Here is a 13,781-nt window from a genome sequence, read left to right as displayed (position 1 = left end):
ATGGCGACTGCGATGATCGTGAGGTCCAGTTGCACGACCATCGTGCCGACCAGGATGATCCCGGCGAGACGGAGCAGCGACGGGTCGAGCCGGTCGCTCTCCGCCCGCTTCGCCTTCGCCGGCTCCGGCCCGCCCGGCTCGTCCGGCTCGTCCGGCCGCTCGGATGCGGTGGACGCCTGGGTCTGTGCCATCACGAGCCTCCGGGAACGGTTCGGGGACGGTCGATGCCTGGAACGCCCTGGCGCGACGTAGCCGGACGGATACGCGACCACGGCCGACGCTACACTGTATCGACAACCCGTACAGCGTCTTCCAGGCGATACGGCGTATCGATTCACCGTACGAAGTATCGCTGGATCGGATCCGGCGATACCCTCGTCCCGTGCCCGGTGACCGCCATGCCGCGATCCAGACGCCGGACGCCTCCCCGCGGGCCGACCGGCCGCCGGCAGGCCTGCTGTGGGCCCGCCTGGCCAAGGAGAGGAAACCGGGGCTCACCCGGCAGGCGATCGTCGACACGGCGATCGCGCTGGCCGACGCCGAAGGGCTGGAGGCGGTCTCCATCCGGCGGGTCGCGGCGGCGCTGGGCGCCCGTCCGATGAGCCTCTACTCGCACATCCAGCGCAAGGACGACCTCTTCGAGCTGATGACCGACGAGGCAATGGCCGACATCATCGTTCCCGAACCGCTGCCCGCCGACTGGCGGGACGCGCTGTGGACGATCGCCCAGCGAACGCGCGCTGTTGCCCTGCGACATCCGTGGATCGTGAAGGCCAGAGGCCACTGGCCGCGCCTGGGGCCCAACGCCATGCGCCATCTGGAGCAGTCCCTGGCCGCCGTCGCCGGCCTCGACATCGACCAGCGGCATCGGATCCGCATTCTGCGGGCCGTCGACACCTACACGGTCGGGCACCTCGTCACCGAACGGCTCGACCAGGTCAGGCCGCCCCGGGGAGACGTGGACGCCACCGAGCAGCGGCAGCTGGTCCAGAGCTACCTGCGGACTCTCGTCGACACCGGCGACTTTCCCCGGATCGCCGAGCTGGATCCGGACCTGTCCGCGCTGACCGACCACGGCGATGCGCAGCAGAGGTTCGACGAGGGCCTGGCGTGGGTGCTGGCCGGCATCGCCGCCTCCCTGCCGGAGCTCCCCCGCGGCCCTCGCCGCCGCCCGGACGCCGTCCGGGGAGCGGGCCGGCGGTAACCGCGCCGCGACAGGGCCAGTCGCGACAGGGCCGGACAATCAGCGCGGCCGGGTACGGACGAGCGAATCGACGCCTCTCCGCGCAGTACGGCCCAGACCGTACATAAACACCCAATTGGTATAACTCGAACACCCAGAGTGAGCAATACCACAATCCTCAATGCAGTGGTTGACATGTCTTACGCATTGCGTAAATCTACGCAATGCGTAAGACATACGGGGCGTCGGGACCGCACCACCAGCCCGGACAGCGTCAACCATGAAGGAGGGGCAGCATGGCCACTACCACCCGTCGGCGGAAGAACACGCTGACGAAGTTCATCGAGGACATCGTCGACAACACCAAGGACCTCGTCGACGACCTCATCGACCGCAGCCGCGACCTTGAGGACGACCTGCGCAGGACCGCGCGGAACGTCGTCGACGACGACAGCCCCAGCAGCGATGAGCTGCAGGACCTCAAGAAGGCCCTCGCGGAGCTGACCTCCAAGGTGAACCAGCTCGCCGAGACCAAGGCTGGCAGCAAGTAGTTGTCGCATGGCAATCAGGCCGGCGCTCTGGACGGATCCAGGGCGCCGGCCTGATCTTATGTTTACAATCAAGCATGAGGCAAAGGATGGACCATCGATGAACGCGGCTGCCATGCCGGTCTCGGATGATGGTGCGACCGAGCGGCTGATCAGGCGTTACGCGAACCGCAAGCTCTACGACACGGTGGAGCGGCGCTTCACCTCGCTCCGCCAGATCGAGCGGCTCATTCGCGACGGCGAGAACATCCGGGTCGAGGACCACGAGACCGGCGCCGACATGACAGCCCACTTTCTCGGCCGGGTGCTGAGCAACCGGGACTCGACGGACCTGCCCCTGGCCGAGCTGATCCGCATGCCGAACCGCATCGCCCGGATCGTCGTCGAAGACCGCCATGAGCAGCAGGACGAGTTGCGCGATCTACGAGCACAGATCGACGAACTCACCCGTGTGGTGTCCGCGCTCATCAGCGACGCTGACACCACGCGACCCGCGAAACCGGCAGCAGACCGCGACCAGAAAGATCATGTCTCCCCCAAGCCACCCCCTGATGCTCGCAAAGGCTCGGACGCGCAGAATGTGGACCAATGAGCCTGAATCAGCGCCGTACTCCACGCCCGCCCCGGGGGCACTACCGCCGCCTGCGACGTGACAGCGACGGCAGCCTCTACGACATCAACGAACATCGGCGGATTCCGCTCAGCGAGATCCGCGAGGACATCCAGGCCGGTCGCCGGTTCCGAGCTGTCCGTGACGGCTCGGGCGAGGACTGTACCAACCAGGTCCTGGCCGACGCGCTCAAGGGCGCGCTGGTGGACAAGGTTGGTCTGCAGACCGGCATACCCGCGAGCCTCTCCGCTATTGCCGGTTCGCTACTGTCCGCTCTCGACAAGCGAGACAATGGCGGCGGCATGACATCCCATAATGGCTTGACGTCTCATCGTAGCCTACGGGGGCAGCGCGGCAACAGCTTTCCCGGTACCGGCGATGAAAACCGTACGATCCCAGGCCGCGACTGAGAAGGGGAGACGGTCAGGTGCATCATGAGACCACGGTGCGGGTACACGCGCCGATCGGGGAGGTCTGGACCGAACTGGAACGCCTGGACGACATCCTCAGGCGTTCACCGGAGATCTCCGGCCCGATCCAGGTCGACGAGGACGGCGCCCACCGCATCAAGGTGCGGCTGTCGTGGGGACCGCTGAGCCGTCTCGTCGACGCGACCGCCCACATCGACTCCGCGATCCCGCCGCACCAGCTCACCTGGTCCATCCGCGTGCCCTCCCTGGACGTGCTCTCGACCCAGGTCTTCGACCTGACCTCGGTCGCCGAGGACGAGACCAGCCTGCGTTATGTCGCGGAAGTCGACTGCGGACACCGGTATCCCTCTAAGCTGCGACGCGTGCTACCCGACCACGTCGAAGAACATGTCGAGTCGATGGCGTCCCGGATAGGGACCCTGGCGGCCCAGCACTGGCAGAGCAAGCAACGGCTGCTCTTCCGCTCCGGCCCGGCCGCCTGATGGGTGACGAGGGCACTCTCCTCGGTAAAGTAGCCTTCGTGGCGGACGGCACGCGTAACCTTGGCGCCAGTCTGACCGACGCACTGCTCGCCCGTGGGGCGCGCGTGGCCGTCGGCTACAGTCGGAGGCGCCCCGAAGTCGACGAGTTCCTGGAACAGCGCAGCGGCAAACCGTTGTCGGCGCATCAGGGAAACGTGGCATCCTGGCAGGACTGCTCCCGGGCGTTGGCCGAGGCCGCCGCCCATCACGGTGGGCTCGACATCCTGGTCACGACGATCGGCAATCAGCAGGCGACAGGCATCGTGAACGCGGTGCCTCTGACATCCCTGTCTCCGCAGGAATGGCAGCGCCTCCTGCTGGGCAGTCTGTCCGGTGTGTTCAATCTCACCTCAGCGGCTGCGCCGCATCTCTCAGGGCGAGCGACGGCCCGCATCGTGACCGTGCTCAACGCCCTGCCCGGCGGCAAGAGCTCCACCAACCCGCACACCTGGTTACGTGACGCCTTGTTCACCATCAGCCGACAGTTCGCGCGGGAGCTCGCGCCAGCCGGCATCACCGTCAACACCATCGAGTCGGGCCTGTTACACGACGAGTCGTTCGATGTCTTCCCTGGTCTGCAGGAGGAGGCCGAGTCCCTGGTACCGGCCGGCCGCCTCGGCGAACACGAGGAGGTGGCCCGGGTACTGCTGTTCCTGCTCGACCCGGCGTCATCCTACGTGACCGGCCAGGTTCTCGGCGTCGACGGCGGCATCAGGACATGAGCGACAGCCGTGCCCGGGTGGTCGCGGGAGTTCTCTCCCAACTTCTTCTACAGGAGATCAGCGGAGCGGTGGGGCTGCGTCGCAAGCGTGGCGACGACTCCGCCGACAGCGAGGAACGCGAAAAAACCCGGGCCAGGGGGATCCGGCACGCGCTCGAGTCACTCGGCCCGTTCTATGTGAAGATCGGCCAGATGCTGTCGACCCGCCCCGACATAATGCCGCAATACATGATCGACGAGTTTCAGAACCTCCACGAAAAGGTCTCCGTCGCGCCGTTCGAGACCTTCGAGCCCATTCTGGAGGAGGAGCTCGGGCGCGACTGGCGCAGCGCCTTCCTGGACATCAAGGTCGACAAACCGCTCGGCGCGGCCTCGCTCGCGCAGGTCTACGCCGTCACGCTACGCACCGGCGAACGGGCGGTCGTCAAGATCCAACGGCCGGGTATCGCCCCGGTGATGCTCGACGACATGGCCATGTTGAAGCGGCTGGGGAAGTTCTTCGCCAAACGGGTGCCCGACCTCGACGACGTCTTCGACCTCACCGCCATGATGGAGATCATGTTCGACGCCATGAAGGCCGAACTGGACTTCCGCGTCGAGGCACGCAACATGGACGCCGCGCGGGAGGCGATGGAGGGGTTCGACAACCTCGCCGTGCCCGAGGTCATCTTCGTCACCAAGAAGGTGCTGGTGCAGCAGCTCGCACCCGGCACGTCCATCCGTGACGCCAACCGCGACAAGTTCACCAACGCCGAGCGCGAGGCGATCGGCCGCGACCTGCTCAGCTTCATGTACCGCGGCTTCTTCGTCGACCGGATGTTCCACGCCGACCCCCATCCCGGCAACGTCTTCGTCGAACCCGGCGGCAAGGCGTACCTCATCGACTGGGGAATGGTCGGGAGAATGGACCGGCGCCAGTCGCTGACGTTCGCGAGCATTCTGGTCGCCCTCTCGCAGAACGACGGTCATGGGCTGGCAAAAGCATGGATCGAGCTGGGCCGGGCCAGCTCCTGGGCCAACATTCCGGCATTCGTCAGCGACTGCTGCGGTTTCGTGCCCACCATCGCCGACGCCAGCCTGGAGGATCTCAACCTCGGTGTCGCGCTGACGTCGATCCTGAAGTTCTCCAGCCGGCGCGGTATCCAGACCAGCCCGGTGGTCGCGCTGCTCGGCAAGTCGTTCGCCAATCTCGAGGGCTCGGTGCGCTATCTCTCGCCCGAGCTCTCGGTGACCGACGTCTTCGAGGAGGAGTTCCGGGACATCCTCTTCGATCTCGTCCGCGAGCTGCTCTCCCAGGAGCAGGCGGCGCAGTTGGTGCTCGACCTGATGGGCGGGTCGATGTCCATCGTCGAGCAACTGCGTACTCTCGGTCGAGATATCTCCAACCGTGAGTTCACTGTCAACGTCAACGCGGTACAGGCCCGCCGGTCACGTCAGGAGGACCGGGCCGACGCGAGGACACGCAGCAACCGCAACATGTTGCTGGCCGTCGCCGCCGCAGCCTGGCTCGCCAGACGACGCCGAGCAGGCTGAGCGGATGCTGTCCCTCCCGTCGGAAGGCGTAGGTGGTTTCGGTCGTCACCATGGCTGTTTCCACCTACGGCTTCCGTGCTCGTAGGTGGAAACAGCCGTTGCCACAGCGGTTTCCACCTACGCTACGGCTGTGGCTCCCGCGCGGAGGATGACTCCGAACGGACCGTGCGCGAACGGTCGCCTCGCCACACCGTCGCGCGGCTGTTCCTGATGCCGAGGAGCATGTCCGTCCCGTCTCGGCGGATCTCTCCCTCGCCCCGGAGCAGTACCCCTCGTTTGCTGTCGAGCCGGTGACCGCCGGTGTGGGCCGTGACGGACACCGGTGCGCCGGAGGTGACGCCGACCAGCCTCGCCAACGCCGCCGGAACCCGGACAAGGGCGGTGTCCGGCTCCCAGGTGCCGGGCAGCACGACCGGCCCGGCAGCCGTCCGAAGGCCCACGCTCACGGGACGTGCATGCTCGAGGAGTTCGTCGAGGATCCGCCGCTCGTCCGCGGACCATGGCCCGGCGGGAGGTGTGATCCGTGTCTCGGGTGTTCCGGTAAGAAGCAGGTTCGCTTCGGGCCAGTCCCCGGCGGCCACGATCCCGCCTCCGGACGTCGTTTCGATGGTGCGGACGACGTCGAGCTCGACGAGTACCCGACTGGTGGGCAGGGTCGCGGTACGCAGGCCCAGGTCGGCCGCCATGCCGGTGAGGTGGCGGTTGTTGCGGCCGATGAACGAGACCACGGTCGTCGGGGCACGCAGCAGGCGGCCCGGGGACAGCAGGTCGACCGGGGAGAGTGGATCAACGATCGACGCGTATCCGGACGCCGCGAGAAACTTCGTGCCAGCACGGATGAGCACGCTCATCCGGTCGTCCCGCCGTAACGCGCGTATCTTGACGGAGCTACGGGGAGCGACAAGTAACAGGTGGGGGTCGTCGACGTCGAATATCTGTGGGGTCACATGCGGACCGAGCCTGGTCAGCACCCCGACATCCACGGTGTCGGCGTCGTCCACCCACGGCTCGAAGACGATGGCAGGCATAAAGCCCCATAACGTAGCAACGGGGTTGGCGCCGAATATCCGACACCAACCCCGTCATCCGTCAGTGCTATTTACCGGTGCCCTTGACCGCGGAAAGCTGGTCGAGTTTCGCGGTCAGCTCGGTGAGCGCCTTCTTGAGATCCTGAAGATCGTCACCGCTGGGGATGTCGCCCTCTTCCTTGACCACGTTGGTGACGGCCTTGCGGGTGTCGTTCTCGACGTCCTTCGCCCGGTCGATCAGGTCGTCTACCAGGTCCTTGCTGTCGTCGATGACATCACTGATGAACTTTGTGAGAGTGTTCTTACGACGGGTCCCGGTTGCCACGGCACGCCTCCCTGAAGGCTCTTGTTCTGCGCGATTTACGCGATGCGTAGAACTTACGCGGTGCGTAATAATCATGTCAAGGATTGCCAGCGGAAACGATCTGATGATCGTCGTCACATACCGGCAACACCGATACGACAGGCCGGCCGGCAAGCGGGCGGACACCAGAAGTGACCATACGGCTACCGCCAATAACTGACAGTAGCGATCCGAGCTCCCGTCAACGCTCTCCGAGCAGCATCCGCTCGGCCGCACGGAGGCACACCCGCCACGGGGCCGCCGAGCATCACAATAATGATCATAAAGGTCGGATGGGTATGCGGTATTCGACATCCGACACACCGCCGAGACATGCGGAGTACACCTGCTACCGTTCCGCTCAACCTGACCGAAGGGTTACACGTCCTGACCGAAGGGTTGCACGTGACGAAGAGCGCGCGAGGTGAACCCCTGATCGTCATGGAGGGCGTCGAGAAGTCCTTCGGCGGTTTCCGGGCGCTGCACGTGATCGACCTGACCGTCCACAGCGGCGAGGTGCTCGTCGTCATCGGCCCGTCGGGATCGGGCAAGTCGACGCTGTGCCGCTGCATCAACCGGCTGGAGACCATCGACGCCGGGCGGATCACGATCGACGGGCGGCAGCTGCCCGAGGAGGGCCGCGCGCTCGCGCGGTTACGGGCCGAGGTGGGCATGGTCTTCCAGGCGTTCAACCTCTTCGCCCACAAGACCGCGCTGGAGAACGTCACGCTCGGGCCGACAAAGGTCCGGGGAATCCCCCGGGAGGCGGCCGAGCGCCGAGGCCGGGAACTGCTCGACCGGGTCGGCGTCGGCGCGAAGGCCGGCAGCTATCCGGCCGAGCTTTCCGGCGGGCAGCAACAACGTGTCGCGATCGCCCGGGCGCTGGCCATGGACCCAAAAGTGATCCTCTTCGACGAGCCCACCTCGGCCCTCGACCCGGAATACATCGCCGAAGTGCTCGACGTCATGACCGAACTCGCCCGCGACGGCATGACCATGGTGGTCGTCACCCACGAAATGGGATTCGCTCGGCAGGCCGCGGACCGGGTCGTGTTCATGGCCGACGGCGGAATCCTCGAGGAGGGCACGCCGGTGGAGTTCTTCGACAGCCCACGGACGCAGCGGGCTCGCGATTTCCTGGCCCGGGTCCTCCCGCACTGACCGCGCTGGCTCACCGGTGAGCCGGCCCGCCTCTCCTTCCCCCGTCCACAGCCGACATGATCCCCTCGAAAGGACGACCATGCGGATTCCACGCCTGCTGAGCCAGCTCCATCCGTTCCAGCCGCTTCAGCGGCACCCACGGCGGCGACGGAGGCTGGTGACGGCCGTCGTCGCCGGTACCGTCGCGCTCGCCGCCGCCGGTTGTGGGAGCGATACGACCGGTACCGAGGCCGAAACCACGGCGAAACCCACCTTCGCCACCGGCACCACGGCGGCCAGGCTCGCCGAGGCGGGGAAGGTCACCGTCGGCACCAAGTTCGACCAGCCGCTGTTCGGGCTGAAGGGCCTCAGCGGCAAGGTCGACGGATTCGACGTCGAAATCGCGAAAATCATCGCCGCCGGCCTGGGGATCGGCCCGGAGAACATCACCTTCATCGAGACGCCGTCGGCCCAGCGGGAAGGCGCGATCCAGCAGGGCAGGGTGGACTTCATCGTCGCCACCTACACCATCAATGACAAGCGCAAGCAGCTCGTCAGCTTCGCCGGCCCGTATTACCAGGCCGGCCAGGACATCATGGTGAAGAAGGACAACACCACGATCACCGGGCCGGAGTCCCTGCGCGCGGCGAACGCGAAGGTCTGCTCCGTCTCCGGGTCGACCCCGGCCGAGAAAATCAAGGAATACGCCGACGCGTCCAACATCGTGCTCTTCGATGTCTACTCCAAGTGCGCGGACGCGCTGCGTACCGGCCAGGTCGACGCCGTCACCACCGACAACGTCGTCCTGCTGGGCCTGGTGGACAGCAGCGGCGGCGCGTTCAAGCTCGTCGGCAAGCCCTTCACCACCGAGCCCTACGGTATCGGCATCAAAAAGGGTGACACCGCCTTCTGCCAGTTCATCGACGAGCAGCTGACCGCGGCGGCGGCGGACGGCCGCTATGCCAAGGCGTGGGAGGCCACGGCGGGCAAGGTCGCCGGGAGCGCCCCGGCGCTGCCCACGCTCGGCACCTGCTCCTGACCGTCGGGCCCCCGCGCCTTTCGTAACCGCTGTGGACCGCGCGGCCCCGATGAGCCGCGCGGTCTCCTGAGTCGATGCCACCCCGGAGCCGCCATGGATGTCATCACCGACAACCTAGGCCTGTACGCCGACGGCCTGCTGGGAACACTGAAGATCTGCGGTCTGGTCGCCGTGGCGGCGCTGCTGCTCGGGATCGTTCTCGCGGGGTTCCGGGTGTCGCCGGTGCCGCCCCTGCGTGCCGTGGGCACCACCTATGTGACGCTGGTCCGTAACTGTCCGCTGACGATCGTCCTGTTCGCCTTCGCCTTCGGCCTGCCGGAAGTGGGGATCAACGGCTCGTACTTCGCCTTCGGGGCCGCCGGGCTCACCGTCTACACCGCCGCGTTCGTCTGTGAGGCGGTACGCAGCGGAATCGGCGCGGTGGACGCCGGTCAGGCGGAGGCCGCCCGTTCGATCGGCCTCACCTTCGGCCAGTCGCTGCGGCTGGTCATCCTGCCGCAGGCACTGCGGGCGGTCATCCCCCCGCTGGGCAACGTCGGGATCGCGATGGTGAAGAACTCGGCGATCGTCGGCGCGTTCGGGGTCGGTGGCGAACTCTACAGCGTGGCGAGCACGCTCAACGGCGCGCGGGGGGAACCGGCGCTACCGGTCTACTCCGGGGTCGTGATCGGATATCTGATCATCATCATCCCGACCGGCCTGCTCGTGCTGGCGGCGGAGAAACGGCTACGGGTGACCCGGTGAGCGGCTCAGTCCTCTACGACACCCCGGGTCCAAGGGGACGCCGGCGGATCGCCGTCGCCAGCGTGGCCGCCGGCATCGCGCTGGCCGCGCTGGCCGCGCTGGCCGTCCGTCGGCTGGCGGCGAACGGCCAGTTCGACGGCAGCCGGTGGAGCCCGCTGTTCAACCCCGGCGACGAGAACTTCCCGGCCCTGTGGCGTCTGCTCGGCGGCGGTCTGGTGCACACCCTGACCGCCGCCGGCCTGGCGATGTCCTTCTCCCTGGTGCTCGGGGTGCTCATCGCGACGACCAGGATCTCCGCGGCCCGGTGGTACCGGTGGGCCGTGGTCGGGGTGGTCGAGCTGCTGCGCGGCGTCCCCGTGGTGATCGCGATCTTTTTCGCGGCGCAGGTTCTCCCGGTCTACGGGCTGAAGCTGCCGCCGCTGTGGTACATCGTGATCGGTCTGACCGCCTACAACTCGGTGGTCATCTCCGAGATCGTCCGGGCGGGCATCCTCGCGGTGCCGAAGGGGCAGCGCGAGGCGGCCGCCGCCCTGGGCCTCACCCGCGGCCAGACGCTGCGGATCGTCCTGCTGCCGCAGGCGTTCCGCTCGATGCTGCCGGCGCTGATCAGCCAGCTCGTGGTGATCCTCAAGGACACCTCGCTCGGGGCCTTCATCTCCTACGAGGAGCTGCTGCGCCGGGCCCTGATCGCCATCCAGACCCTGCACAACCCGATCCAGACCTATCTGGTCATCGGCGGCATCTTCATCCTCGTCAACTACCTGGTGACCAGGCTGGCGACCTACCTGGAGGCGCGGCTGTCCGGCCGGCGGGCCAGGCCGTCCGTGCCCGCGGAGGACCTGTCCACCGGATAGCCACCGGATAGCGCTGCGCCCACGCCGGGCCCGTGGCCCGACAGCCGGAGGCCGGCCCCGGCCAGGCGACCGGATGGCGGCCGCCCGGCCGGGGCCGGCCTCCAGCGCTGGTCAGCCGGCGAGGAAGGGCTGCCCGGCCACGGGTTCCGACTGCCGCCCGTCGACCCCGACCGGGATGTCCCCTTCCAGGGTGATCCGGTACAGCACGCGGTCGAAGTCGAGGTGGCCCAGGTCGGACGGGCCCAGATGCGCGGTCGCCCGGTTGTCCCAGAAAGCGACGTCACCCGGGCTCCAGCGGAACCGCACCGTGTACTCGGGCCGGGCGATCTGCTCGTAGAAGAGCTCGAGAATCCGGTGGCTCTGCCGCGGGGAGAACCCGATGATCTCGTTCTCCCCGGAGGTGAAGCTCGGGCTGACGAAAAGCGCCCGCTCACCCGTTTCCGGGTGCACCCGGACCACCGGGTGCACCGCCACCAGCGGATTCGACGCGATCTTCTCCCCGTAGGGGGTCCCGGCCAGCAGGCGGGGGCTGAAGCTGTGCTTGGCCCGTAGCCCGTCGGCGAGCCTGCGCAGTTCTTCCGGAAGGCCCTCGTAAGCCGCGACCAGATTCGTCCAGGCGGTGTCACCGCCGTACGGGGGGACAATGTCGGCGCGCAGGATCGACCCGGCCGGCGGGTTCACCAGCGCCGTGACATCGGTGTGCCAGCCGTTGTCATAGGTGACCTTCCGCTTGCCGAACTTCTTCTCGTAACGGCGGCTGTCGATCGGCAGGATCTGCGGGAAGCCCTCGGGCGGGGCGTCCTCGTGCGGATGGGCGGGAGTGATCTTACCGAACCTGGCGCCGAAGGCGATCTGCTCGGCGTGGCCGATGGACTGGTCGCGGAAGAACACGACCTTCCAGCGCAGCAGGGCGGAACGGATCTCGGCGATCGTGGCGTCGTCGGGCCGCTGGCTCAGGTCGACGCCGTGAATCTCGGCTCCGGTGTGCCCGGAAAGCGGCCGGACGTCGATACCCAGCCGCTGGACGGTACTTGTCATCGCTGCGTGCTCCAGACTGGTTGGCGGAAAGAACAGCCGGCCACCGGCATACAGCTGGGATACGAGTGGCACAGCAAACGGCGGCGGCAGCCCGCGGCGGGCCCTGAATCACTCGGAAGAACGCCACGGAACCACGGCCCCGACGCCTACGAAAGAATCAGGGCCAGCACGTCGCGTAATGCAGGAGAACAGTGACGGGCGACACGGTCAGCACACCCGGGCAATGCGCACCGGCACGATGCGCACGCCGGCGGCGTACATTCATGAGATGTACGCCGGGACGCGGTGTACCCGATGTCGCTCATGTTTCGATAATCATGCCGCCGGCCGGCCGGGTCAATGTTTACCGTTCGAGTGAAAATAACTCAGCCGGGCAGCCGTCCGGCTCCGGCCCCGGCTCCGGCCCGGGCCGGGGCCGGGGCCGGGGCCGGGGCCGGGCACAGGCTGCGTGGGCTGCGGTGGACGGCGTCCAGCACGGTCGCGCTCGCCGCGACGGCAAGGGTGCGCGGGCCGAAACGGGTGGGCAGCACGGTGCGTTCGGGGCTGGCGCACACCCGTGAGTACGCCGCGATCTGCTCGTACAGGTCGGGCAGCAGGTCCGGCAGGAAGATCGCGGCAGCCTCGGTGAGTACCAGCACCTCCGGATCGATCATGTCCAGCAGCAGGGCCACCAGCCGGCCGATGACGCGCAGCCGCTCCCGGAAGAGCGCCAGTACGCGCTGGTCGCCACGGCGGGCCGCGTCCAGCAGGAGACACAGGTCGGGCTTCTCGATCATCCCTTCCCGGGCCGCCCGCTCCAGCAGGACCCGTTCCGAGATGGCGGCCTGCACACAGCCGGACCGCCCGCAGGGGCAGCGCACCGAACTGTCCGCCAGCGGCAGGTGGGCGACGTCCCCGGCGCCGGCGTGCGGGCCCCAGTGCACCTCGCCGCCAGTGGCGATCGCCGCGTCGACGACGTTCCCGACGAACAGGTGCACCAGGCTGCGCCGGGCCCGCGGATCCCCGAACATGATCTCCGCCTGCGCCAGCGCACGGGCATGGCCGTCCACATGGACGGGCAGGCCGGTCGTCTCGGCGAGCACCTGGCGGACCGGCACGTCACGCCACCCCAGCAGCCCGTGCTCGACGATGACCCCACGCTGCGGGTCCACCCATCCGCCGGTGACCACCCCCAGCCCGAGCAGCCGGGTGCCCCGGGCGTGCCGTGCCACGAAGCCGGGAAGATACTGGCTGATCTGCCGCAGCACCTCGTGCGCGTCGCCCTGGTGCGGCACGCTCTCGTGGGCCACCACCTGGCCGCGCAGGTCCACCAGGCCGAAGGTGATGCTGGGGACGGCGATGTGCACCCCGCAGGCGAGGTGACGCTGGGTGTCGATGTCCAGGGGGACGAACGGCCGGCCGGCGCGCGGCGGGCTGGACAGCGCCGGCAGCTCGCGCAGCAGCCCGAGGGAGATCAGGTCAGCGGTCTGCCGCGACACCACGGCCGGGCTCAGCCCGGTCGCGCGGCCGATGAGGGTACGCGCCACCGGCCCGTGATCCAACACGGCGCGCAGCACCACCGCGGCGGTGCCGGTCGGGTCCGGGCGGACCGCGGTCATGGACGACGCCAGGGACTGGTTGCGTGCCGGCATGGCTGACCTCCTCGCGGCTGCGGTGCTGCATGCGGACTCGGCAGGGCCGCGGATGCGCGGACGTCGTCACGGCCCACGTGGTGGGCGGACACACGGACCCACGTCGCCCGTCCCGCAAATGATCAATCTGATGGGGCCCGAGGCCCTGGTCAGGGCTGACACCCCTCTCGATGCCGCCTGCCAGCAGGGAAACAGCGGAGCGGGATGAAGAAGGAGTACATGTATCCGGACGGCCTGGGCACGCTGGGAATCCAGCGGCGGCATCAGGCGGATGGACAGAGCGCGCTCGCCACGCGACGGAGGTCGACGTGCGCGCGGCAGACCAGATAGGTATGCCGGCTCATACCCTCGACGCTAGGCAACACCCGAATGGTTGTCAACCAGGCCGATGGGGAACACCCGCCCCATCCCCATCCC

General features: G+C 67.8%; 15 protein-coding genes and 1 pseudogene. 11 read left to right on the top strand and 5 right to left on the bottom strand.

The window, feature by feature from the left end; genetic code table 11:
* Nucleotides 1-191 (bottom strand): annotated as a pseudogene (locus NBW84_RS15850) (MFS transporter); the annotation flags it as partial.
* Nucleotides 192-382: 191 nt separating this feature from the next.
* Here NBW84_RS15850 and NBW84_RS15845 point away from each other — a divergent pair.
* The 7 genes from NBW84_RS15845 (at nt 383) to NBW84_RS15815 (ending at nt 5,547) form a co-directional block, all read left to right on the top strand.
* Complete coding sequence (locus NBW84_RS15845) at nt 383-1,204, top strand: TetR/AcrR family transcriptional regulator (protein ID WP_250285520.1); 822 nt, start codon at nt 383-385, stop codon at nt 1,202-1,204.
* Between the two features lie 275 nt (nt 1,205-1,479).
* A complete protein-coding gene (locus NBW84_RS15840; RefSeq protein ID WP_250285519.1) occupies nt 1,480-1,734 on the top strand; it encodes a hypothetical protein in 255 nt (84 codons plus the stop codon).
* A gap of 97 nt (nt 1,735-1,831) precedes the next feature.
* Nucleotides 1,832-2,323, top strand: coding sequence for a polyhydroxyalkanoate synthesis regulator DNA-binding domain-containing protein (locus NBW84_RS15835; RefSeq protein ID WP_250285518.1), 492 nt, complete (start codon nt 1,832-1,834; stop codon nt 2,321-2,323).
* On the top strand, nt 2,320-2,751 hold the full coding sequence (locus NBW84_RS15830) for a polyhydroxyalkanoate synthesis regulator DNA-binding domain-containing protein (RefSeq protein ID WP_250285517.1): 432 nt from the start codon (nt 2,320-2,322) through the stop codon (nt 2,749-2,751). The genes NBW84_RS15835 and NBW84_RS15830 overlap by 4 nt, the downstream gene beginning before the upstream one ends.
* A 17-nt stretch (nt 2,752-2,768) precedes the next feature.
* Nucleotides 2,769-3,254 (top strand): SRPBCC family protein, encoded by a 486-nt coding sequence (locus tag NBW84_RS15825; protein ID WP_250285516.1) that lies wholly within the window; start codon nt 2,769-2,771, stop codon nt 3,252-3,254.
* The gene (locus NBW84_RS15820; RefSeq protein WP_250285515.1) at nt 3,254-4,015 is read left to right on the top strand and encodes an SDR family oxidoreductase; all 762 of its coding nucleotides are present in this window, start codon (nt 3,254-3,256) and stop codon (nt 4,013-4,015) included. Before NBW84_RS15825 ends, NBW84_RS15820 begins: the two co-directional genes overlap by 1 nt.
* Nucleotides 4,012-5,547: an AarF/UbiB family protein gene (locus NBW84_RS15815; protein ID WP_250285514.1), complete on the top strand. Its 1,536-nt coding sequence runs from the start codon at nt 4,012-4,014 to the stop codon at nt 5,545-5,547. The genes NBW84_RS15820 and NBW84_RS15815 overlap by 4 nt, the downstream gene beginning before the upstream one ends.
* A gap of 122 nt (nt 5,548-5,669) precedes the next feature.
* Here NBW84_RS15815 and NBW84_RS15810 read toward each other — a convergent pair whose 3' ends face one another.
* Nucleotides 5,670-6,575, bottom strand: a complete 906-nt coding sequence (locus tag NBW84_RS15810) for a hypothetical protein (protein WP_250285513.1) — start codon at nt 6,573-6,575, stop codon at nt 5,670-5,672.
* 67 nt (nt 6,576-6,642) lie between these two features.
* Entirely contained in the window at nt 6,643-6,900 is a 258-nt protein-coding gene (locus NBW84_RS15805) for a hypothetical protein (RefSeq protein ID WP_250285512.1), read from the bottom strand.
* A gap of 459 nt (nt 6,901-7,359) precedes the next feature.
* Here NBW84_RS15805 and NBW84_RS15800 point away from each other — a divergent pair, with 459 nt between their 5' ends.
* The 4 genes from NBW84_RS15800 to NBW84_RS15785 all read left to right on the top strand — a co-directional run bounded on the left by NBW84_RS15800 (nt 7,360) and on the right by NBW84_RS15785 (nt 10,695).
* The gene (locus tag NBW84_RS15800) at nt 7,360-8,079 is read left to right on the top strand and encodes an amino acid ABC transporter ATP-binding protein (protein ID WP_445548573.1); all 720 of its coding nucleotides are present in this window, start codon (nt 7,360-7,362) and stop codon (nt 8,077-8,079) included.
* A gap of 157 nt (nt 8,080-8,236) precedes the next feature.
* The gene (locus NBW84_RS15795; RefSeq protein ID WP_445548571.1) at nt 8,237-9,097 is read left to right on the top strand and encodes a glutamate ABC transporter substrate-binding protein; all 861 of its coding nucleotides are present in this window, start codon (nt 8,237-8,239) and stop codon (nt 9,095-9,097) included.
* Nucleotides 9,098-9,190: 93 nt separating this feature from the next.
* On the top strand, nt 9,191-9,841 hold the full coding sequence (locus tag NBW84_RS15790) for an amino acid ABC transporter permease (protein ID WP_250285510.1): 651 nt from the start codon (nt 9,191-9,193) through the stop codon (nt 9,839-9,841).
* Entirely contained in the window at nt 9,838-10,695 is an 858-nt protein-coding gene (locus NBW84_RS15785; protein ID WP_250285509.1) for an amino acid ABC transporter permease, read from the top strand. Before NBW84_RS15790 ends, NBW84_RS15785 begins: the two co-directional genes overlap by 4 nt.
* Nucleotides 10,696-10,806: 111 nt before the next feature.
* Here the strand turns inward: NBW84_RS15785 and NBW84_RS15780 are convergent, their stop codons facing one another.
* Nucleotides 10,807-11,733, bottom strand: coding sequence for a TauD/TfdA family dioxygenase (locus NBW84_RS15780; protein ID WP_250285508.1), 927 nt, complete (start codon nt 11,731-11,733; stop codon nt 10,807-10,809).
* Between the two features lie 365 nt (nt 11,734-12,098).
* A complete protein-coding gene (locus NBW84_RS15775) occupies nt 12,099-13,364 on the bottom strand; it encodes an ROK family protein (RefSeq protein ID WP_250285507.1) in 1,266 nt (421 codons plus the stop codon).
* Between the last annotated feature and the right edge of the window lie 417 nt (nt 13,365-13,781).

The sequence above is a fragment of the Protofrankia sp. CiP1_Cm_nod2 genome (genome assembly GCF_920664355.1).
Classification (GTDB): domain Bacteria; phylum Actinomycetota; class Actinomycetes; order Frankiales; family Frankiaceae; genus Protofrankia.
The sequence above is the reverse complement of the archived record's forward strand: the minus strand, read 5'-3'. Positions and strand labels throughout refer to the sequence as shown.